19 protein-coding genes are annotated in these 21,156 nt (G+C 42.8%); 2 read left to right on the forward strand and 17 right to left on the reverse strand.

Features of this window, described 5'->3' with window-relative positions; genetic code table 11:
* Positions 1 to 75: 75 nt before the first annotated feature.
* Positions 76 to 1,017 (forward strand): hypothetical protein, encoded by a 942-nt coding sequence (locus tag BLW31_RS14785; protein ID WP_010536168.1) that lies wholly within the window; start codon positions 76 to 78, stop codon positions 1,015 to 1,017.
* Between the two features lie 4 nt (positions 1,018 to 1,021).
* Positions 1,022 to 2,245, forward strand: coding sequence for an acyloxyacyl hydrolase (locus BLW31_RS14790; protein ID WP_010536169.1), 1,224 nt, complete (start codon positions 1,022 to 1,024; stop codon positions 2,243 to 2,245).
* Between the two features lie 46 nt (positions 2,246 to 2,291).
* Here BLW31_RS14790 and BLW31_RS14795 read toward each other — a convergent pair whose 3' ends face one another.
* From BLW31_RS14795 to BLW31_RS14875, 17 genes are all read right to left on the reverse strand, one after another.
* Entirely contained in the window at positions 2,292 to 2,768 is a 477-nt protein-coding gene (locus BLW31_RS14795) for a hypothetical protein (RefSeq protein ID WP_010536170.1), read from the reverse strand.
* A gap of 181 nt (positions 2,769 to 2,949) precedes the next feature.
* Positions 2,950 to 3,216 carry a DUF4377 domain-containing protein gene (locus BLW31_RS14800; RefSeq protein WP_224207262.1) on the reverse strand — a complete coding sequence of 89 codons (267 nt, stop codon included), beginning with the start codon at positions 3,214 to 3,216 and terminating at the stop codon, positions 2,950 to 2,952.
* Positions 3,217 to 3,444: 228 nt separating this feature from the next.
* Positions 3,445 to 3,867: a hypothetical protein gene (locus BLW31_RS14805; protein ID WP_022301429.1), complete on the reverse strand. Its 423-nt coding sequence runs from the start codon at positions 3,865 to 3,867 to the stop codon at positions 3,445 to 3,447.
* Between the two features lies 1 nt (position 3,868).
* Complete coding sequence (locus BLW31_RS14810) at positions 3,869 to 5,152, reverse strand: C10 family peptidase (protein WP_010536173.1); 1,284 nt, start codon at positions 5,150 to 5,152, stop codon at positions 3,869 to 3,871.
* A 45-nt stretch (positions 5,153 to 5,197) separates the two neighbouring features.
* Complete coding sequence (locus BLW31_RS14815) at positions 5,198 to 5,572, reverse strand: BT3441 family protein (RefSeq protein WP_010536174.1); 375 nt, start codon at positions 5,570 to 5,572, stop codon at positions 5,198 to 5,200.
* Positions 5,573 to 5,729: 157 nt separating this feature from the next.
* A complete protein-coding gene (locus BLW31_RS14820) occupies positions 5,730 to 7,421 on the reverse strand; it encodes a BT3442 family protein (RefSeq protein ID WP_029425213.1) in 1,692 nt (563 codons plus the stop codon).
* Between the two features lie 764 nt (positions 7,422 to 8,185).
* Complete coding sequence (locus tag BLW31_RS14825; RefSeq protein WP_010536176.1) at positions 8,186 to 8,635, reverse strand: GatB/YqeY domain-containing protein; 450 nt, start codon at positions 8,633 to 8,635, stop codon at positions 8,186 to 8,188.
* A gap of 100 nt (positions 8,636 to 8,735) precedes the next feature.
* A complete protein-coding gene (gene ftsZ, locus BLW31_RS14830; RefSeq protein ID WP_008763706.1) occupies positions 8,736 to 10,043 on the reverse strand; it encodes a cell division protein FtsZ in 1,308 nt (435 codons plus the stop codon).
* A gap of 17 nt (positions 10,044 to 10,060) precedes the next feature.
* Positions 10,061 to 11,512, reverse strand: coding sequence for a cell division protein FtsA (ftsA, locus tag BLW31_RS14835; RefSeq protein WP_010536177.1), 1,452 nt, complete (start codon positions 11,510 to 11,512; stop codon positions 10,061 to 10,063).
* A 92-nt stretch (positions 11,513 to 11,604) separates the two neighbouring features.
* Complete coding sequence (locus tag BLW31_RS14840) at positions 11,605 to 12,342, reverse strand: cell division protein FtsQ/DivIB (protein WP_022301427.1); 738 nt, start codon at positions 12,340 to 12,342, stop codon at positions 11,605 to 11,607.
* A gap of 72 nt (positions 12,343 to 12,414) precedes the next feature.
* On the reverse strand, positions 12,415 to 13,803 hold the full coding sequence (murC, locus tag BLW31_RS14845; RefSeq protein WP_010536179.1) for a UDP-N-acetylmuramate--L-alanine ligase: 1,389 nt from the start codon (positions 13,801 to 13,803) through the stop codon (positions 12,415 to 12,417).
* A 61-nt stretch (positions 13,804 to 13,864) separates the two neighbouring features.
* Entirely contained in the window at positions 13,865 to 14,236 is a 372-nt protein-coding gene (locus tag BLW31_RS14850) for a GxxExxY protein (RefSeq protein ID WP_022301426.1), read from the reverse strand.
* 41 nt (positions 14,237 to 14,277) lie between these two features.
* A complete protein-coding gene (murG, locus tag BLW31_RS14855; RefSeq protein ID WP_029425214.1) occupies positions 14,278 to 15,399 on the reverse strand; it encodes an undecaprenyldiphospho-muramoylpentapeptide beta-N-acetylglucosaminyltransferase in 1,122 nt (373 codons plus the stop codon).
* A gap of 54 nt (positions 15,400 to 15,453) precedes the next feature.
* Positions 15,454 to 16,773 (reverse strand): FtsW/RodA/SpoVE family cell cycle protein, encoded by a 1,320-nt coding sequence (locus BLW31_RS14860; protein ID WP_010536182.1) that lies wholly within the window; start codon positions 16,771 to 16,773, stop codon positions 15,454 to 15,456.
* 1 nt (position 16,774) lies between these two features.
* The gene (gene murD / locus BLW31_RS14865) at positions 16,775 to 18,109 is read right to left on the reverse strand and encodes a UDP-N-acetylmuramoyl-L-alanine--D-glutamate ligase (RefSeq protein ID WP_010536183.1); all 1,335 of its coding nucleotides are present in this window, start codon (positions 18,107 to 18,109) and stop codon (positions 16,775 to 16,777) included.
* Positions 18,110 to 18,336: 227 nt separating this feature from the next.
* Complete coding sequence (locus tag BLW31_RS14870; protein ID WP_010536184.1) at positions 18,337 to 19,605, reverse strand: phospho-N-acetylmuramoyl-pentapeptide-transferase; 1,269 nt, start codon at positions 19,603 to 19,605, stop codon at positions 18,337 to 18,339.
* A gap of 97 nt (positions 19,606 to 19,702) precedes the next feature.
* A complete protein-coding gene (locus BLW31_RS14875) occupies positions 19,703 to 21,151 on the reverse strand; it encodes a UDP-N-acetylmuramoyl-L-alanyl-D-glutamate--2,6-diaminopimelate ligase (protein ID WP_010536185.1) in 1,449 nt (482 codons plus the stop codon).
* Positions 21,152 to 21,156 lie beyond the last annotated feature (5 nt).

A 21,156-nucleotide genomic window follows, 5' to 3' on the forward strand; every position in this document is an offset into this window, starting at 1 on the left:
GAGGGGTGATAATAACACTCTTCTAAAAATATATATTACTTTTGTCACCAACGAAATGACTAGATAACGACCAACATGAAAACATTCGTAAACTTAGCAGCATATATTCTCATCTTTTTAGTTCAGTATGGGTGCAACGATGATGTATTTGTCGACGATTTCCGGTCTTCCGATTCCGAATTTACTCTGGACGGGAATGGTGATGATGTAACCATTCGTTTTGCATCCTCCAATTGGGATTTGATGTGGATGTATACATACGACAGCGAGTTTTCCTGTCAATATGAAATCTATGACGCTGACAATCGCCTGATAATGCGAGAACAGAACGCCTACTTAAAAGGATTAGGCAAGATCGTATGCAATGAGAAACTGACCGATTTCGTCATTGAGCGCAGTGATCCCAAAGAGCTGAAGATCACAGTGGGCGAAAACGTCCGCAACACTCATTTTAGATTCATGCTTGTAGTGGGCAATGATTATGAATCGCAAGAGATATACGTTGAAATTTCCCCGTCGGACAGGTATGTGTTAGATCATATCACTTATTCTTTAAATGCGTATAGGTATGAGAAGAGAAAAGGTGAAAGGGGGAGTTTTGTACAACCCAACCTTTCGGATATTCCCTATCCATGCCTTCTATCAATACAAGGGATCCGTCATGAAGTGACGTTCCAAAGTGATACGCCCGGGGCTTTTCGACTATTGGGAGATGACAATTTGACAGTAGAGATACCAACTATAGAGAATGGGACTTTGGTGATGAACGGTGTACAAGCACAATATACCTCTCGGGAACAAGCATTGCCTTTTCCCAATATAGAGAAGGAGATTTTTATTCCACCTTATACTACTCAGCGTATTACCTATATGCTGATGCATGAATGGTTTGAAACGGAATACATTCTCTATACTTTTCACCCTAAGACTAAGAAACAACGAATTATAACCGGTACGTTGCAAAGCAATATACCTACAGACAACTGGATTATAGAACGCGAAAATATCAAAAAATAGAAATATGAATGCCAGATGGTCTCTATATATAATCTGCTTGCTGCTGCTCTCGGCAGTTGGCAACGAATTAGACGCTCAGACAGTAGTGAAGCCTGTCGGACAGCAGAATGAAAGTACCAGACATGCCCTCATCCATCAGATCGGTTTTGACGTTCGTCCGGGCTATGTAGCTCCGACAAACAGTTTCCTCGAAGGCGATAATGCACAACGGCAGAAAATTGACCGGTCACTTTCCCTGCATTTGAAGTATGCTTTCCAGTTCAGCAAAGATTCCTATTTGGGGAGGTTGTATCCTCATGCTTATCAGGGGATCGGTGTTTCGCATAATACATTTTATAATTCCGCAGAACTGGGAAATCCGGTGGCGGTATATGCTTTTCAAGGGGCACCTATTGTACGGCTTTCATCCCGTTTATCGTTGGATTATGAGTGGAATTTCGGTGCTTCTTTCGGTTGGAAACAATATGACGAACACAGCAATTGGTACAATGATGCCATCGGTTCTAAAATCAATGCATATATCAATCTGGGTTTTATGCTGAACTGGCAGTTTCATCCGCAGTGGAGGCTGGCGGCGGGTGTGGACTTTACGCATTTCTCCAATGGCAATACACATTATCCTAATGGAGGCCTTAATACTATCGGAGGAAGAATCGGTGTTGTACGTACCTTTGGTGCCGAAGATGAGGCATCCGGGGCAATTGCTCCCAAGCGCCTTTATATCAAGCCGCATGTCAGCTATGACTTGTTGGTATATGGAGCTACTCGCAAAAGAGGGTTCGTGAAAGAAGGTATACCGACTTTGGTTCCCGGTTCGTTTGGTATTGTAGGGCTTAACTTCGCTCCGATGTACAATTTCAATAACTACTTCCGGGCGGGGCTTTCCGCAGATGCGCAATTTGACGAGAGTGCCAATATTAAGGATTATAAACTAGTAGGAACTTATGGGGATGATATAAAGTTTCATCGTCCCCCTTTCCGCGAACAATTTGCAGTGGGGGTGTCTCTTCGGGCAGAATTGGTAATGCCCATTTTCTCAATCAATGTCGGTATCGGACGAAACCTGATCTACAGTGGCGATGATACGGAAGGTTTTTATCAGATTTTGGCTCTCAAAACTTATGTTACCCGTCATTTATTTCTACATGTGGGATATCAGTTGAGCAAGTTTAAAGACCCCAATAATCTGATGTTAGGAATTGGATATAGATTTCATGATAGACGATGAATGGATAACTATTTCATATATTATGGGATAGTTTCTCATGCCAATTCTAATTCTCAATTTCAAAAGTGACATCGTTCACACTTGTATCTGTTGCTCTTATATCATTATAATGAGCTTCAACAATAGATGGACGGGCATTCTTGAATTGATACTTTATTTTGATTGTATCTTTTTCTTTGCGGATTTCTTCAGGATATTGGATTTCTAAAATATACTCTTGTTCATAATTACCCTTGTTTTTGATACAGGCTTCCCATTCTCTAACTTGTATATTGAGACAGTTGTAATATGTAAGATAGGATATGTCAGTAATTTGAGTGTCCTTGTTAATGGGGCTTAGCAGGTTCACTGTAATCTGATTTATTTTATCTTTGTTTTCCTGCAAAGGTGAACTTCCGTCTTCATTGATAAGTTTCACTTTACAATTAAAAATAAATGGCGGTGTATCAGTGTTCTCTTTGCAGCCAATTAAAATGAAAAGTGTGAATAGAACATATAATAGTTTAGTTTTATGCAGTCTCATATCTTTCTAATTAATGGTTTCTTTATGTAGATGAATATCTGTCGACATTCTGTTATTTATGATTATGCAATATTACAATAAAAAAAGAATAATCTAATAAAGGAGTGATAAACAGCTATCACTCCCTACTGTTCATTCATAGAGGAATTATTTTGATATAACCAGTTTTCTAATCAGCGTCTTAAACTTTCTCCTTACTTAAGACTTCCAATAGATAATAATAATATCCCAATAGATCTTGTACAGGTTCGCCTTGATTCTTGTTCACAGCTTTGACTTTAATCACGAACTCATATCCTTCTTCATACTCATCTTCAAAACCTTTGATTGTTTCGATGACGTATGTCTTGTTGCTTTCATCCGTAACAACATAGCCTAATATATCGGTGGTAATACCATGTCCCGGTGCAACATAATAATCTCTATAAGCTGCGACTTTTAGGATCATGGTTTTATATTCTTCTTTTTGCTTCTCATCGTCATTACAAGAATAAAAGCATAAACCTATAATGATTAAAAGTACAAAAGCATTATATATCTTGTTTGTCATATTGAGATGAAGGTAAAGATTCTATCATCATTTCCAAATTCATTGGGAATATGTTTATTTACTCCTTTTATCCTCTAAGTGAATACTCTTCGTATACAACTGTATAATACTCATTCATCAAAACTTTTAGTATCTAGAATGTTTCATGATATTGATATCAGGTAGCTGTATAACAGTTATAGCATGATATGTATTTACATATCTGCATATAAATTTTATGTTTCTTTTTTTTCCTGTTGTATTCTCTAGTAGGCAAATTGTTACTTTCTTTCCATCGATTTTAAAAGAAAAAAAATCAAAATCAAATTTATCAGGTGGGAAGCTCTGATTTTTATCTTTAATATATTCTGGACTATATTCTTTAATAATAATTCCATCAAGTATTAACTGATCAATCTTCCATTCATCTTTATTGGATGTGAATATTTTCCTGCCTCCTTCTTTGGGGCATTCCCAACTATAGTTAGAGAAAGCGAATTCATTGGAATCGGTATTATTACAAGCGCTCATGATCATATAAAGGACAGCTATGATTAATTTATATTTCATTTTATTCATTTTTTGTTTGCCATACACTAAATGCTTTCATTTGATATGGAAAGGTTCTAGATGTGCCTTCCCATCTCAAATCCTGATCATAATTATCCGATTGTGGTATATAAAGATAATAGCCATTATAACTTTCCCCCCATCCATAATTGATATGGAAATATCTCTTTACATATTTAGTTGCATCTATACATGTGCCACAAGCCCCAGTAGTAAATATAAAGCGTAATGCATCTATTAGCATTGAATGCCCTTCATCATTACTATTTCTAGCAGATAACCATACTATACCATTTTTCTGTACTAAAGTATTTTCAATAGTTTCATTAAAAGGGGATCTTTCATATTTAAGATAACCTTGGGATAAAAGGCATACGGCTTTTACTGCATCTTCTGTATTTGCGCTACTACTAGGACCATATTTCATTCCTACTGCTAGTCCAATCTCATGTATTAAGTTTGCTACATCGGTTTCTTCATCGCTTCCGGCAATAAACTGATTGTCATGTTTGATTTCGCTTAGCCGGTCCCATGATGTTATTAATGTGTAGTAATAAAAGGTAGTTTTTGAACGGTCCCATAAGCATAATAGGGCTTGTGCTGCTGCAACTGCAACGCATCCTGCTGCAGAGCGTACTTTGTCTCCATTGCTGTTGGTGTATAAAGGACAAACATTATTGAATGGAGCGAATTGATGCCAACAAACTGGACACCTAGGTTCCATAGTAAACATTTCTTTTCCTCCGACTATATCTGAATCTGCTCTAGTTAATGCGTTTAGTGTTTTCCAATCTTCATTTATTGACGTATTATATTTTATAGAATACTTAATATCCGCTATTGCATTACTTAGAATAGCTACTAATCCACCGGGTATGTTACTGTTTATTAGATCAGCATTGTTAAGCTCTACAGTTCCATCTGCAATGCCATATAACGATTTGGCACGCTTGTCAGCCGCAACAAAAGCGGTATTGCCATTAGATAACTCTACTATATAAAGAATGTCATTTACATCTATATCAGAGTCATTACCAATGCTCCGCGTCTTGCTTTTAGTCAATGAAGTTATCTTTTTTATACTAACAAAATTCTCTACCCTTGTAGGAGAGAGAGAAGAGACTCCATAAAACTCATCAATAGTTGATTGAATGTCTTCTTCATTAACTTTGAATTCAGGGTTCGTACTACTTGTTTCAGGTAGGCTTTCACTGTCAATCATATCAAAATTCTCTTGACATGACATCATTGTAAACAATGATACGATAATTAATAGTTTTCTCATGGCATAATTTTTAGTTAATATTATTTTATGAGTTGATATTGTAATCTATTCGATTTCAAACTCTCCAATGAAAGTCACATCTTTTTCTATATAAAATAGCTCATATTGATCGGCTTTGAAACCATCTAAATCTATTTTATAGATTTCCTGCTTATCAGGAATCACCATATCTTGAAATACGATGTTTCCATTCTTGTCTTTAACTTGGAAGGTGACTGGCTCGTTCGATTTTTCAAAGAACTGCACTTCGATGTTATTACCTTCGAGAGTGGCTTCTATGGGTATGAAAGCAATATCTTTCTTAAGGTGCTCCCATATTTTTAGTTGTATATACTTGCCTCTGTGGCTTGATAAACAATTGGCCTCCATTGTCATGAATGAAAGGGCAATTAATAATAATGTGATACTTAGCTTTCTCATATCTTTAAATGTTTTCTGCAAAGTTATGAAAAATGAGAGACAAAATCTGAGAAATACTAGTTTTGATATGGACAAGCGGATGTTGATAATCAATGACTTACGGCTTTGATCTGTACTGTGAACATGACATTGGTAATATCTCTATAAAATATGGATATTAATGCATATTCTTAATCAAATATTCGTATAATGAAAAATTAGTTGGTAGTGTGATATTTAGTTTCTGTTTAAGTCTGGAACGCTTTCTACTTACGGAATTGGTGGCAATATTTAATAGTTTTGCTTCTGTATTGGTATCGAATCCCAAAAGATACAAACAGCAATATTGAAAATCTTCTTCCGGTAAGTTCGGACCTAAGCTATATATATAATTATAAAGTTCAGGATATATGGTCGTTATTTCATTTGTAATGGCTTTCCATCGTTCTTCAGTTATGAGCGATTTATCATTTCCCGGTATGTTTTGATTGCCCAATTTTGTTAGTTCTTTGTATAGAGGTGAATCTACTAGTAGTTTATTCTGTAGTTTTCTATAATTGGCTGATAAACGAATGATGTCTTCTTGCAGCTGATCATAATTTTCATCTTTTTCTTTGAGGTTGTTTAATATAATTCTTTTCTTTTCCAGTTTAAGCTTATGATTATATAAATCTGTTTTTATGTTACTCAATTCAGCCTGTTGATTTTGTATTTTTTCTTTCGCTCTTTTTCGAAATAGCAGATATCCCATTATCGTGAATAGCAGAGCTGAAGTGCAGATGATTAAAACGATGATATAACTTTGTTCTTTGTTTTTTAGGTCAATGACTTCTTTCTTTATTTTTAGGTTGTTATACTTGGTTTCTATATCCAGTATTTTGGACTGACTGTCCGCATACATTAAGGAATCTACTATTTCTGTGTATTCTTCTAAATTTGTAAGTGCTTCTTTATAATTTCCTTCTGACTTATAGATTTGATAATATAAATTTTTGATGCTATATGTATAGTCAAGATTATCTTGTGGAATTCTTTGCAGAAGTTCTTTGGCTTGCTTTAAAGAGTCAGATGCGATATATAAGCCAATTAGTGCTATGTAATTTGGCATTTTTTCTCTTCCTTCCAGTGCTTTATAAAAGAACTTTTTGGCTTTGTCGTATTTGTCTTGCATTACATAGATGTTGCCCAGGGTGTTTTCGATTGAAGCTTTTACATCTTTATCCTCTGAAGTCTCGGCTATAGAATTTGCCATAAACAGAATTTCGAGGGCACGGGGTATCGAATCAATACATGCGTATTCGCGCCCTATATCTCTTAGGGCACAAGCGTAGCTATCAGTGTTATTTTCTTTTTTGAAATAGTCGGCAGCCATTTCGTATTTTTCGATAGCTTCTGTCCGCATGGCTTTCTCTCTATATAAATCGCCCATATAGCTGTATGTATATCCAACTAAATTATATAGCTTATTCTTATTACCAATCTCTAACGCATTAGTATATATAGACATCGCCTTGTCATAATCCCCATCATTTGCATGGGAACGTCCCAAATAAATTAAGGTTTGTACCTGTTCTTCAGGTTTGCCGTAGGATGAATACCAAGCATTAGCCCGCTCGAATTGATAAGATGGCAATAGGGTATTAAAGATTTCGTCAGTGACTTTACCCGATAGCATGCACCAGCGTGCAAAAGTCTTGTCATCTAGTTTTTCCGGAGATGGTATATTTTCCAGTAAGATTGAAGCACTGTCTGGGTTTACTTCTATAATTCTCTCTACTTCATCGAGTCGTTTGTCCAAAGCGGATTGCTGTTTGCTGCATCCTACTAATAAGAATGTAGATAGGATAGTTATCAATGTACTGCTTTTCATCTGTTTGTCGTAATTTAGTTCGTTGTAGATGCTCCTCAAAAAGTATGTTTTGCCTGTTGTCAAAGCAGGTATATTACCTTCATATTGTTGCAAAAGTAGGTATTTAATTTATATAATGCTATTTATTACGTCTTTATTCCTGTAATTTGATGTAAAATTGGTGGTTTTATAAATTAAGTAACTTCAGATAAGGGCAACGATTGGTTGTCCTTATCTTGTTTTATGGTAAAGAAGTTATTGTTTGCCATTCTTTTAGATGCAAATGATCCTATGTTCTCTTGTCTTTCAACTGGTATTATCATATTATCTAACCGATATCTTCATCGTCCAACCCGGGTGATGTAATCATCGCACTTGGGTGAACTGATCGTGTCACAATAGTAGACAGTTCATTCCACCCGGGTGGAACGATGAAGATGTCGGTTAGAAAACATGCAGATATAGGTATCAAAAGAGAAGGCTATAGGCAGTATAATATATAAAGAACCAGTCAATTAAACTCAGAATAGCGGTACATAACCGGAGTGTTGGTAATGAATAAATCGTAAACCCGTGAGAAATGAATTGAAACTGAATGAGAGATACCCCTAAAAACAATGAGAGATACGTGAAAAATAACTATTTTAACGAAGAAAAGAGTGAGAGATACCTGTTTGAAAAGGATCTCTCACTCTTTATGTTGCTGATTATCTACGGCTTATCTCAAAAGGAATGAGACCGTGAGACTAAAAAGTATTTTTAGTTTCCAGAGGAGTGGTGAAGGGTTATCCCAACAGCTCTTTTACTTTCGCAGAAATAGCACGGCCTTCTGCAAGTCCTGCCAACTTCTTGGAAGCTACTCCCATCACTTTACCCATATCTTTTCCGCTGGTTGCGCCTGTCTCTGCAATGATTTCTTTCAATGCAGCTTCCAGTTCTTCAGCAGTCATTTGTTTGGGCAAATAAGCTTCCATTACGGCAACCTGTGCAAGTTCTCCGTCAGCCAAATCCTGACGTCCCTGTCCGATATAGATTTCGGCAGAGTCCTTACCTTGTTTCACCAGTTTCTGAATGATTTTCAAGGCTGCTTCGTCTGTCAGTGTATCGTTAGCTCCCGGAGCTGTTTTAGCTTCGATGAAGAATTTCTTTACGTTTCTTAAAGTCTCCAAGGCAACTTTATCTTTTGCCTTCATTGCGTTTTTAATGTCTTCGCTGACTTTGTCAAATAAATCCATAATGATATTTACAATTTAATTATTTACAATCTACAAAAGCAGAGGAAGAACCAAACAGTATGAATCTTACATTCTTCATTCTTAGTTCTTCATTCTTCATTTAAAAAGTGATTACACCGTCATTGTCCGTTGCCTCTTCCATGGCAACTTCCTCTTCGAGAGCCGCTTTTGTTTTAATCTTCAACAGCTTCGTTTTATCGCGCGTGTAAGTAGGAGATTCCTCTATCATGGCGATGATGTCGTCGTTGTCCAAATCTTCGGTATTGAAGATGTAGATATGACGGCGGCTGCGCAAGCTCTTCTTTCCGATACCGGCGCTTTCACCGTATGCTTTGCGGATACGTTCTTTGTTCTTCTCCTTCTCTTCTTCAAGCTGCAGCTGGCGTTCTTCTTCCTCCTGGCTGCGTGCTTCGTGGAGTGTGTCCATACCCGGCACGTCTTCTACACCAAAACCGGTTGCCAGTACGGTGATCTTCACTTTGGTATCCAGAGAATTGTCTACTGCGACACCCCAGATAACTTCTACTCCTTCGCGGAACTTGCTCATGAACTCGTGTATCTCGTTCATCTCTTCCATCATCAGTTCGGATGTGGGGCAGAAGGACACATTCAACATTACCTTTTTGGCGTTGAAGATGTCGTTGTTGTTCAGCAACGGAGAGTGCAGGGCATCGTCGATTGCTTTAGTGACACGGTTTTCTCCTTCTCCGAATCCGGTACTCATAATGGCTACACCACCATCTTTCAGGATGGTCTTCACATCGGCAAAGTCCAGATTCACCGTACCACGCATGGTGATAATCTCGGCGATACTTTTTGCTGCGATGGAAAGCGTGTCATCAGCTTTGCCGAAAGCATTCATGAAGGTAAGGTCGGCATATATTTCGCGCAGGCGTTCGTTGTTGATGACCAGCAAGGCATCTACGTGCTGGGCGATACGTTCGACGCCGTCCAGTGCCTGAATGATTTTCTTTTCTCCTTCGAAAATAAATGGAATGGTGACAATACCTACTGTCAGAATATCCATCTCCTTCGCAATGCGGGCGATGACAGGGGCGGCTCCGGTTCCGGTTCCTCCTCCCATTCCGGCAGTGATGAATACCATCTTGGTGCCGTCGTTCAACTGTTCTTTGATATCGTCAATACTTTCTTCGGCGGCGTCGCGTGCCCGTTCGGGACGGTTGCCGGCTCCAAGTCCTTGTGTGATGCTACGGCCCAGTTGCAGTTTCACCGGAACGGGTGACTCGGCTAATGCCTGGTTGTCCGTGTTGCAGAGAACGAACGTTACGTCATGTATGCCTTCCCGGTACATGTGGTTCACAGCGTTACCGCCACCGCCACCTACACCAATCACTTTGATGATCTTAGGTGAGTCGGTCGGGAAATCGAATTGTACTATCTCGTCCATATTATTGAATTTTGAATTTATTTCATATCGTCGTCAGAGAAGATTTCCTTTGTCAGGGAGTCGATCTTGCGTTGAATCCAGCTGGGACCGGCTTCTCTCTTCCGTCTTTCTTTCTCTTCTTTTTCCTTCTGCTTGCGGAGTCTTTCGGCTTCCTTGGCAGCTGCCCGGGCTTCTTTTTCCTCCTCGTCTTTTTTGAGGCGTGCCAGCCGGGCTTGCTCTTTCAGTTCCTGATCGTCCTCAAACATGTCTGCGGTCTTGTGAACTTCCGGCTCCGGTTTGGGAGTTACGGGAGTAGCCGGTATCTGCGGAGCGGTTTCAATCAGGCAGCAGTTCTGGTTGCCTTCAAACAGAAGTCCGAACAATGTGTTCTGCGAACCGTCCTTCTTCAGTATGTTGCTCGGAGCATGAACTGTGTTGCGGGGCAGTTTCGCCATTCTCATCTTTTCTATCTTCGAACGTCTGCGAAGCATTTCTTCCAGGTTTTTCAGGTTGGCGGCTCCTCCTGTGAGGATGATGCCGGCCAGCAGTTTATCTTCGTAGCCGGAGATTTGAATCTGGTTCCATACGTTAGCGATGATTTCTTCGGTACGCGCTTCGATGATGTTGTTGAGCTTGCTCAGTTCAATCGTGCGGCTTTCGTCTTCGAGCTTGCAGGTAGCGGGCTCTTCGCTTTCGTCTTCTTCGTATAGGGCGTCTCCGTAAGTTCTCTTCAGTCGTTCCGCCTCTTCCTCTTCCATTTGCAGGGTGGTGATGTCGCGGGTGATGCTGTTTCCTCCCAACGGCAATACGGTCAGGAAGCGGAGAATGTTGTTCTTATAAACCGAAATAGTGGTGGTATCAGCACCGAAGTCGATGAGTGCGCAGCCCGAACGGCGTTCGCTCTCTGTCAGCACGGCATTGGCTGTTACCAGTGGCGCGATCAGTTGGTCGGCAATATCGATCTTTGCCTGCTGGAAGCAGTGTTCCAGATTCTTCCGTACGGAAGAGCGGGCGACGATATTGAGGAAGCGTCCTTCGATGTGGCTTCCTACCAGTCCCACCGGATTGGCTTGCAGATTATTGCCGACTTTGTATTCTTGCGGCGCTACGTCCAGTATATCCATATCGACTACCGGAATAGCTACGTTCTCATCACCGATAGCGCTTACCAGCTCTTCTGAGATGATCGCTTCTTCTTCCAGGTCGCGACTTACCACGTTGCGGACTGTGCGGAGTGATTGTCCGCCAATGCCTACGTATACCTTGGCGATTGAGTTTTTCAACTCACCTTCCAGTCTGTTGATGATAGAAGTCAGGCTTTGCGCTGTCTTGTCCAGATTGAAGATTACCCCTTTACGGATAAACGTAGAGGAGTCTTCCTGGGCATATGCCAGTATTTGCATGCTTCCGTCACTGTTCTTTCTTCCGGCCACACCGGTTATCTTCGATGAACCAAGTTCAATAGCGGCGATAAATTCTGTTGTTGCCATCTCTTTATTTACAATTTAATTATTTACAATTTACTATTTAGAGAGACTTGTCACTCATAACTCATCACTCATCCCCCGGAACTCACATCTCATCACTCTCTCTTCGTGCAGATTATTTGGTTGCTGAATTCAAGGTTGATACGTGAATATTTGTTCCAGCCTACCTGATTGAGTCCTTTCTGATAGAATTCTTTCAGGCGTGCCAGTTTGTCTTCAAAGTTTTCAAGTTTGCCGAGATAGACGAGGTGGTCGCCTACACGAGGTACCAGTTCGATGTTGCGGTCGGGCAACACATGGATTTGTTCTATCTGGGCGTTCCAGAACTTATTGTTTTGCAAAAATACACCAAACTTATATAAATCCTTCATTGCAAACGACTTTTCTACGTTTCCGGTGACAATTGCCCGGTGAGCGACACATTTTGCTTCCGGTGGCATGACGGTTCCTTTATTATCCAGATAATAATTCTCTCCGTTAGCGCTCATGATACGCAGAATCGGTATGCGCTGTGTCACTTCCACACAGACTTTACCGCTGGGGGTCTTGTAGCACTCCGCTTCGTCTATCAGCGGATGTTTGCTCAATTCCCGTTCCAGCGACTTGGTAGAGATGCGCTCCATCTTTTTCCCGATAGGGTAGATACCTTTGTGCTGGAGGATGCCTTTTACTTCTTCTTTGGTGATGAAGCCGGCATAGGCGGTATCCTTGATGACCAGTTCTACGTCACGGCAGGTCTGGTCGGCAGGCTTGCGGTTGAAAGCGGTGATGGCTATGCCGAGGTAGGCAATAAGCATCAACATGACGATAGATAGAAGGATTCTCTTTACCATAACTTTTTTTTTGATTAAGAATGATGAATGAAGAATTTCTATGCAGCATAGCATAGTTGCGCAGCCAATTCTTCATTCATCATTCTTCATTTTTTCCAGTTCTTTCTTTATTTCGGGGACATAGTTGTCGATGTCTCCGGCTCCTAGAGTGATTAATACTTCAATGTTTTTATCTTTCAGAATGTTCAGTATTTCTTCCTTTTTGCACATACTTTTTTCGATACCCGGACGGAGGTTGTCGTATATCAGCTTGCTGGTGACACCGGGGATCGGTGTTTCACGGGCCGGGTAGATGTCTGTCAGAATGACTTCGTCCAGTAGCGACAGGCTATCGGCAAAGTCCTGATAGAAGTCGCGGGTACGGGTGTAAAGGTGCGGCTGGAAGATGGCTGTGATCTTCTTGTCTTTATAGAGTTCGCGGATAGACAGTACGCTCTGTTTGATTTCCGAAGGATGATGGGCGTAGTCGCTCAGGAAGACTACCTGGTCATTCTTGATCTTGAAATCGAACCGGCGGTCTACACCGCGGAAGCTGTTCATTCCTTGTCTGATCTCTTCGTCGGTCACTCCGTTGAGGTGTGCAAGCGCCATGGCGGCTACGCCGTTTTCGATGTTGATGCTTACCGGAACTCCCAGCTGGATATCGTTGATACGGGTGTCGGGGGCAACGAAATCGATGAAGATTTCACCGTTTCCGATGCGGATGTTCTCTGCGTGGAAGTCGCCCTCGTCGCGCGAATAGGTATAGACACGGACTCCGGACTGCACTTTCGGTTGCAGCGAGATGCCTTTGCGGATAATCAGTGCACCACCCGGCTGGATCAGTGTTGTATAATGTTCGAAGCTTTCAAGGTATGCCTCTTCTGTTCCGTAGATGTCCAGATGGTCAGGGTCTGTGGCAGTGATGACGGACATATATGGGGACAGCCAATGGAAGGAACGGTCGAACTCGTCTGCTTCGATGACTGTATAAGGGCTTTTCTGGGAAAGGAGCAGGTTGGTGCCGTAATTCTTGGAGATGCCTCCGAGGAATGCGGTACATTCTACATGCGATTGATGGAACAGGTGGGCGGTCATGGTAGAAGTAGTCGTTTTACCATGAGTACCGGCTACACACAGTCCTTTGCTGGAATGAGTGATGGTTCCCAGTACTTGCGCGCGCTTTTGTATTTCGAATCCGTTGTTGCGGAAATAAACTAATTCTTCGTGTTCCTGCGGGACAGCGGGAGTCAATACGACTAAAGTGCTTTTGGGGTCCTTGCAGGCTTCCGGAATCAGGCTGACGTTTTCTTCGTAATGTATTTGTGCGCCTTCGGCGATGAGATTTTCAGTCAATGGAGTCGGGGTACGGTCGTATCCGGCTACCACTTTTCCTTTGGAAAGGAAATAACGGACAAGTGCGCTCATACCGATGCCTCCGGCACCGACAAAGTAGACTGATTGTATCGTTTCAATATTCATTTCTTTATACTGTTTTAGTTTCTATATTAATTTTAGGCACGGATTACACGGATTCCACGGTTTAAGAATGATGTGTTAATATTTTACGTTTTACTTCAGCTGCTACACCAAAATTTAGTAATAAACCTACTTCTAGTCCTGTTGCTTTTAGATAATTGACTAATTGCCACTCATGTTCTGGACGAAGGGTTGTTACAGCTTTTAGCTCAAGAATGATTTCGTCGTTTACTACTATATCTGCAATGTATCTTCCCACCATTTCACCTTTATAATAAACTTCCATCTCTTTTTGAGATTGACAGAAAAGTCCTCTTCTTAGGAGTTCTTTATAAAGTGCATTCTGATAGACTTGTTCTAAGAACCCAAATCCTAATGTGTTATGTACTTCATAAAAAGCACTTATGATTTCTTTTGTCAATTTCTCGTATATCATTCTTAAACCGTGTAATCCGCGTAATCCGTGCCTAATTAATATTATTTGTTTTCTGCTTCTGCCAGCTTGATTACTTCCTGCGCGATGATCCGTGCAGAGTCGGGTAAAGCCAGCTTGGCTATATTATCACTTAGTTCTTTCAGCTTCTGATCGTCGGCTACTGTTTTCAGTGCTACATCCATCAGCTTGGCTTCCGCTTCACTGTCTTTTACATAGATGGCGGCTTGTTTGTCCACCAATGCCAGTGCATTCTTAGTCTGATGATCTTCTGCCACATTGGGAGAAGGGACCAGGACAACAGGCTTGTGCAACAAACAAAACTCTGAAATAGAACCGGCTCCCGCACGTGAGATCACTAGGTCGGAGGCTGCGTAAGCGGCTGCCATATCCTTGATGAAGTCCGTCACATACAGATTCGGAAGTTTTCCTGCTGCCCGTACAGCTTCTGTCACCTGTGGATAGTAATACTTTCCGGTCTGCCAGATGAACTGTATATCGGCGTTTGCCTTGATTGTAGCTAATGCGGCGGTCAGCGTATTATTAATAGTACGCGCGCCAAGGCTACCGCCTACAATCAGAATTGTTTTCTTATCCGGCAACAGGTTGAAGGAGCGCAGTGCCGCATTCTTTTCCGGCATATCCTTCGTCAGATTCTGGCGAACGGGGTTTCCGGTCATTATAATCTTATCGGCAGGAAAGAACTTTTCCATTCCATCGTATGCAACACAAATAACCTTTGCTTTTTGTGCCAACAGCTTGTTTGTGACTCCGGCATAAGAGTTCTGCTCCTGAATCAAGGTCGGTACTCCCATCATACCGGCAGTCTTTAGTGTGGGGCCGCTGGCATATCCTCCTACGCCTACCGCTACCTGCGGGCGGAAGTTTTTGATAATGCTCCGGGCTTTCCACTGGCTGCGTGCCAGCTTAATCAGTACAGCTACGTTTTTCCATAAATGTTTGCGGTCGAAACCGGCTATCGGGAGTCCGATAATCCGGTAGCCTGCATCGGGAACCCGCTGCATCTCCATGCGGCCTTCGGCACCTACAAACAATATCTTTGCATCCGGTCGCAATTCCATTATAGCGTTGGCGATGGATACGGCAGGGAAGATGTGTCCTCCTGTGCCTCCACCGCTGATGATAATTCTAAGTTCTTTTTCCATCATAATCCTTTTTTATCCGTTCTTCACCGTTTACGGTTCATCGTAAACCGTGCATCATCGTTTATTGCTGTCATGTTCATCTTCGAACTTGGCATCACTGTTCAGAATCTGTGCAGTCGGTTCGGCAGCAGCCTGAGCCTCCGAAGTCGCTGTTCCGGCTTCTATCTGCATCTGAATCTGTGCGTCATGCGCTTTCTGTTCTTCCAGATGAGCTGTATATCGGCTTACGCTCAATATCATTCCGATATAGGCGCAGTTGATTAATGTACTTGTACCTCCTTTGCTGACCAGAGGCAAAGGTTGTCCCGTCACGGGGAACAGCCCCACGGCAACCATCATATTCAGTATCGCTTGCGATACTAACAGCAAAGCGATGCTCATGACAAGGAAGGCGGGGAAAGTCCGTTCGCACTTTTGCGCGATACGTCCGGCCCGCATCAGCAGCCAGAGATAGAGGAATACGACAAATATACCTCCTATCAGTCCCATCTCTTCGATTACTATCGCGAAGATGAAATCGGAGAATGCCTGGCTGAGGAAGTCACGCTGTATGGAGTTGCCCGGCCCTTTGCCCACTACATGACTGGTAGCGATGGCGATACGGGCATGTGCAATCTGTGCGTCTTTATCTATATCGAATTTGGCTGCGGGCACTTCATCTTTATCGAAGAAGCCTTTGATACGGTTCTGCCAGGTCTCCAGACGGTGAAGTCCGGGGGTGCTGTGCAACGTCTTAGCAGGAATTGCTACAACCGTACCCACACCGAGCGCGCCGATCAGAATGAGCCCTCCTGCCAGCAGAAGGAGTTTCTTTGCGGCTACTCGTCCGATGAACATCATCATGAATACGACACCGAACAGCAACATGGCTGTCGACAAGTTCTCCGGAGCAATCAGAATGAGGACCAGTCCGGTAAGAATCATGATGTATTTAAAGGCTTTCGGGTTGGCTCCTTCTTCATCCTGCCTTTTCGACAGGATAAACGAAACGGCAATGATGACAGCCATCTTTGCCAGTTCCGAGGGCTGGAACTGTAGTCCCATAAAGGTCATCCAGCGGGCTGCTCCATTGACACGGTCGCCTGTGATGATACCCATCAGTGTGACGAATGCCAGCAGGACGAGGGAGATCGGATACAGGAAGACTGGGAATACCTGAAACCATTTGTAGGGGACGTTGTGCAGAAACACTACTACTACGGCACCCACCATCAGGATGATGGAGTGCTGTGTAATCGGTCCCCAGTGATCGCCGCTTTTGTAGGTCAGCGTCGATGCTGCCGAGAACACCTCGATAATCGAGATGAGGCAGAGACAGAGGAAGATAATCCAGATTACCTTGTCACCTTTAAATATGTTCTTTAATAAATCCATTTTATAACTCTCTTACATATTTCTTAAACTGATCGCCGCGGTCTTCGTAACTCTTGAAAAGGTCGAAAGAAGCGCAGCAGGGGCTTAACAATACGGTTTCTCCTTTCTTAGCCAGTTTGTAGGCTGCTTCCACTGCATCTTTCATTCCGGTCTGCACATCGGCTACGGGCAGTCCGAAGCGGTCGAAAAACTCGTGTAGCTTTTCGTTATGCAGTCCCAGGTAAACCAGTGCCGAGCACTTTTCGCGTACCAGATCTTCTATTTCCGTATAGTCATTGCCTTTGTCTTTTCCGCCCAGTATCAGTACTGTCTTGGTAGTCATGCTTTGCAGGGCATACCAGCAGGAGTTGACATTGGTCGCTTTGGAATCGTTGATGAAGTCGATGCCGCGTACACGTGCCACTTTCTCCAGGCGGTGTTCCACTCCCTTGAAGTCGGAAAGTGCCTTGCGGATATTCTCTTTGGTGATACCTGCCAGGTTTGCCGAGATTCCGGCAGCCAACGAGTTGTAAAGGTTATGCTGTCCGGTCAATGCCAGTTCCTCCTGTTCCATGTTGAAGGCGATAGGCTCGGTGATCTTCACTTCATGATCTTCTACGTATGCGATGGCTCCGTCTTCCTTCATGGCTGCGAAAGGATACAGATGTGCTTTCAGACCATGTTTTGCCAGTTCCTGTTTGATGATCGGGTCATCGTTCCAGAAGATGAAGGCATCATCGGTGGTCTGGTTCTGTGTAATACGGAACTTGGCATCGATGTAGTTCTGCATGCAATGGTCGTAGCGGTCCAGATGATCCGGTGTGATGTTCATCAGTACGGCGATATTGGCACGGAAGTTATACATATTGTCCAGTTGGAAAGAACTGAGCTCGATGATGTAATAGTCATGGTGTTCTTCGGCTACTTGTAAAGCCAGACTCTTGCCAATGTTACCGGCGAGACCTACATTCAGGTCTGCGCTCTTGAAGATATGGTAGATCAGGGAAGTAGTCGTTGTCTTTCCGTTAGAACCGGTGATACAGATCATTTTGGCATCGGTATAGCGTCCGGTGAACTCGATTTCGGAGATGATCGGTGTACCCTGGGCTTTCAGTTTCAGGATCAACGGGGCGTCATTCGGGATACCGGGGCTTTTGATCACCTCATCGGCATTCAGAATGAGTTCTTCGGTATGATGTCCTTCCTCCCAGGCAATATGGTGGCTGTCAAGGAGTTCTTTATACTTATCCTTGATAACGGACATATCCGAAACAAATGTTTCAAGTCCTTTTACTTTGGCGAGTACGGCTGCGCCGGCACCGCTTTCACCGGCTCCTAAAATTACAATTCTTTTCATTTACAGTAATGTGCTTTTGCTGTCCGACAGGCAGACTCTTCTCTCTTCCTTTTCATCCCTTCTTTTTCGCTCATCGGCTGCGCACATCTTTTTAAAGTTAATAATCGGGTTAATACTCTCTTATATAATAAATTTTAATTAGGCACGGATTACACGGATTTCACGGTCTTACACAGCTATTGGTTTACTAAAACCGTGTTATCCGTGTCATCCGTGCCAGATAATTTTCATCTTATTTTTAATGTAATAATCGTTATCGCTGCCAATACAATGGTTACAATCCAGAAACGGACGGTAATCTTTGATTCGTGGAACAGCTGGTCGGGTTTCGTGAATTTTACGGTACATCCCGGTTCTACCAGACTCATGGAAGTACGGAAATGATCGTGTATCGGAGTCCGTTTGAACAGCCGCTGTTTCACTCCTTTCCGTTTTCCTATCTTATAGTAGAAGCGTTGCAGTATGACCGACAGGTTCTCTACCAGGAACACGCCACAGAGAATCGGTATCAGCAGTTCTTTGTGGATGATAATAGCAAAAACGGCAATAATACCACCGATGGTCAGACTACCTGTGTCTCCCATGAATACTTGTGCCGGATAGGCATTGTACCATAAGAAACCGATCAACGCACCGATAAATGCGCAAATGTAAATTACCAGTTCTTCCGATCCCGGAATGTACATGATATTCAAGTAACTGGCAAACTCGATGTGCGACGATACATAGGCAAGTACTCCCAGTGTGGCACCGATGATGGCGGAGTTTCCGGCTGCCATGCCGTCCATTCCGTCGTTGAGGTTAGCACCATTCGATACGGCAGTTACAACGAAAATCGTGATAATCACGAACAGTATCCATCCGGCTGTCTGTGCATGTTCGCCCATAAAACCGACCAGATCGGCATAATCTAAGTTATTGCTTTTGAAGAAAGGGATAGTGGTTTGGGTTGATTTTAAATCATTCGTTCCGTGGATCACTTCCATTTCCTGTCCCGGCGTATGAACTTCGATGTTCTCGCGGATGACTACATCCGGGCTTAGATACAGAGTCAGTCCTACAATCAGTCCCAGACCGACCTGACCAATGATCTTGAATTTGCCGTGCAAACCTTCCTTGTCTTTCTTGAATATTTTGATGTAATCGTCGGCAAAACCGAGTGATCCCAGCCATACGGTGGTTATCAGCATCAATATCATATATATATTGTCCAGCTTTCCCAATAGCAGGCATGGTATGAGGATGGCTACGATAATGATAACCCCTCCCATACTTGGCACACCCACTTTGTTGACGCCAAACGGATCGGTCTTGGCATCACGCTGTGTTTCCGTGATTTGCTTCTTTTTCAGCAGATTGATGAATTTATCTCCCCAGATGCTTGATATAAGCAATGCGAGGATAACAGCCATCAAAGCACGGAATGAGGTGTAACCGAACATTCCCGCTCCGGGAAAATTGAGCTTATGCAGCCATTCAAACAGATAATATAACATCTCTTTTCTCTTTACAATTTAGTGTCTGCAATTTACAGTCTCTTATTGATGCCCCACGCCTGATAAGGAGCTGTCCGTTGCAAATTATTATAGGTTGTCAATTAAATATTTCTTTCAAAACTTCTTTGTCATCGAAGTGATGTTTCACTCCTCTGATCTCCTGGTAATTTTCGTGCCCCTTTCCGGCTACGAGGATTACATCTCCTTTCTCTGCAAGCATGCAAGCTGTACGGATTGCTTCTTTGCGGTCGGCGATACTAAGCGTTTTTCTCATATCTTCCGCATCCAGTCCGGCAAGCATATCGTTGATGATGTCTTGTGGCTCTTCAAAGCGGGGATTATCCGATGTTATAATTACCCGGTCGCTGGCTTTCGCTGCTTCTTTCGCCATGATAGGGCGTTTTCCCTTATCACGGTTGCCGCCGGCACCTACTACGGTGATCACTTTACCTTTGCCTTCGAGTACTCCGTGAATGGCATTCAATACGTTAATCAGTGCATCCGGCGTATGTGCATAGTCAACGATTGCTGTCACTCCTTTCGGAGAACGGATGGCATCGAAACGTCCGGCTACCGGATGGAGTGTACTAAGTGCTATGAGTACCTCTTCCTCTTTTTTGCCTAATAATACGGCTGCTCCGAACACTGCCAGCAGGTTGGAGGCATTGAACTTGCCGATAAACTGAACGGCTAGTTCATGTTTGTTGAAATCGAGCAGCATCCCTTCAAAATGGGACTCAATGACCCGTCCTTTGAAGTCGCTGAGGCTTCTTAACGAATAGGTGTAAACCTTGGAACGTGTGTTCTGTGTCATCACCAGTCCATTCTTGTCGTCAAGGTTGGTGAGACTGAAAGCGTTTTTAGGCATATCGTCGAAGAACTTTTTCTTTGCCTTGAGATAGTTCTCTACGGTTTTATGATAATCAAGATGGTCGCGGGTCAGGTTTGTGAAAATCCCTCCTGCAAACTTTAATCCGCTGATACGTTTCTGAGCGATGGAATGAGAGCTGACTTCCATAAAGACGTACTTGCATCCTTCATCTGCCATTTGACCCAATAAACGGTTTAGCGTGATAGGGTCGGGGGTTGTATGCTCTGTCGGAATCGGCTGGTCGTCGATATAGTTGCAGACAGTAGAGATTAACCCCACTTTATAACCGAAGTAGCGGAATGTATTATATAATAAGGTGGCAATGGTTGTTTTACCATTTGTTCCCGTGACACCGACCAGTTCGAATTGTTCTGTCGGATTTCCATAGAATGTCGTAGCAATCTTTCCTACTGCATCTTCGCTGTCTTTCACCTGAATATAGGTGATTCCTGCTACGGGCTCCTCCGGAAGGTCTTCACAAAGGATGGCAGTGGCTCCTTTCTGAATGGCGGCGGGAATATAGGCATGGCCATCGGTCTGCGTGCCACGCATCGCCATAAATAGTTGGCCGGCTTCCACCAGACGGGAGTCAATGTTGACTCCGGTGATTTCTATCTTTGAATCTCCGGTCACTTGCACCGGCTGGATTGCTTTCAGTAACTCGTTTAATAACATATCTG

The sequence above is a fragment of the Bacteroides faecis MAJ27 genome, assembly GCF_900106755.1.
Classification (GTDB): domain Bacteria; phylum Bacteroidota; class Bacteroidia; order Bacteroidales; family Bacteroidaceae; genus Bacteroides; species Bacteroides faecis.

Bases quoted from the DNA above. Each gene is read 5' to 3' on its own strand.
- BLW31_RS14785 (WP_010536168.1), top strand. From the start codon at position 76: ATGAAAACATTCGTAAACTTAGCAGCATATATTCTCATCTTTTTAGTT.
- BLW31_RS14790 (WP_010536169.1), top strand. From the start codon at position 1,022: ATGAATGCCAGATGGTCTCTATATATAATCTGCTTGCTGCTGCTCTCG.
- BLW31_RS14795 (WP_010536170.1), bottom strand. From the start codon at position 2,768: ATGAGACTGCATAAAACTAAACTATTATATGTTCTATTCACACTTTTC.
- BLW31_RS14800 (WP_224207262.1), bottom strand. From the start codon at position 3,216: ATGATCCTAAAAGTCGCAGCTTATAGAGATTATTATGTTGCACCGGGA.
- BLW31_RS14805 (WP_022301429.1), bottom strand. From the start codon at position 3,867: ATGAAATATAAATTAATCATAGCTGTCCTTTATATGATCATGAGCGCT.
- BLW31_RS14810 (WP_010536173.1), bottom strand. From the start codon at position 5,152: ATGAGAAAACTATTAATTATCGTATCATTGTTTACAATGATGTCATGT.
- BLW31_RS14815 (WP_010536174.1), bottom strand. From the start codon at position 5,572: ATGAGAAAGCTAAGTATCACATTATTATTAATTGCCCTTTCATTCATG.
- BLW31_RS14820 (WP_029425213.1), bottom strand. From the start codon at position 7,421: ATGAAAAGCAGTACATTGATAACTATCCTATCTACATTCTTATTAGTA.
- BLW31_RS14825 (WP_010536176.1), bottom strand. From the start codon at position 8,635: ATGGATTTATTTGACAAAGTCAGCGAAGACATTAAAAACGCAATGAAG.
- ftsZ (WP_008763706.1), bottom strand. From the start codon at position 10,043: ATGGACGAGATAGTACAATTCGATTTCCCGACCGACTCACCTAAGATC.
- ftsA (WP_010536177.1), bottom strand. From the start codon at position 11,512: ATGGCAACAACAGAATTTATCGCCGCTATTGAACTTGGTTCATCGAAG.
- BLW31_RS14840 (WP_022301427.1), bottom strand. From the start codon at position 12,342: ATGGTAAAGAGAATCCTTCTATCTATCGTCATGTTGATGCTTATTGCC.
- murC (WP_010536179.1), bottom strand. From the start codon at position 13,803: ATGAATATTGAAACGATACAATCAGTCTACTTTGTCGGTGCCGGAGGC.
- BLW31_RS14850 (WP_022301426.1), bottom strand. From the start codon at position 14,236: ATGATATACGAGAAATTGACAAAAGAAATCATAAGTGCTTTTTATGAA.
- murG (WP_029425214.1), bottom strand. From the start codon at position 15,399: ATGGAAAAAGAACTTAGAATTATCATCAGCGGTGGAGGCACAGGAGGA.
- BLW31_RS14860 (WP_010536182.1), bottom strand. From the start codon at position 16,773: ATGGATTTATTAAAGAACATATTTAAAGGTGACAAGGTAATCTGGATT.
- murD (WP_010536183.1), bottom strand. From the start codon at position 18,109: ATGAAAAGAATTGTAATTTTAGGAGCCGGTGAAAGCGGTGCCGGCGCA.
- BLW31_RS14870 (WP_010536184.1), bottom strand. From the start codon at position 19,605: ATGTTATATTATCTGTTTGAATGGCTGCATAAGCTCAATTTTCCCGGA.
- BLW31_RS14875 (WP_010536185.1), bottom strand. From the start codon at position 21,151: ATGTTATTAAACGAGTTACTGAAAGCAATCCAGCCGGTGCAAGTGACC.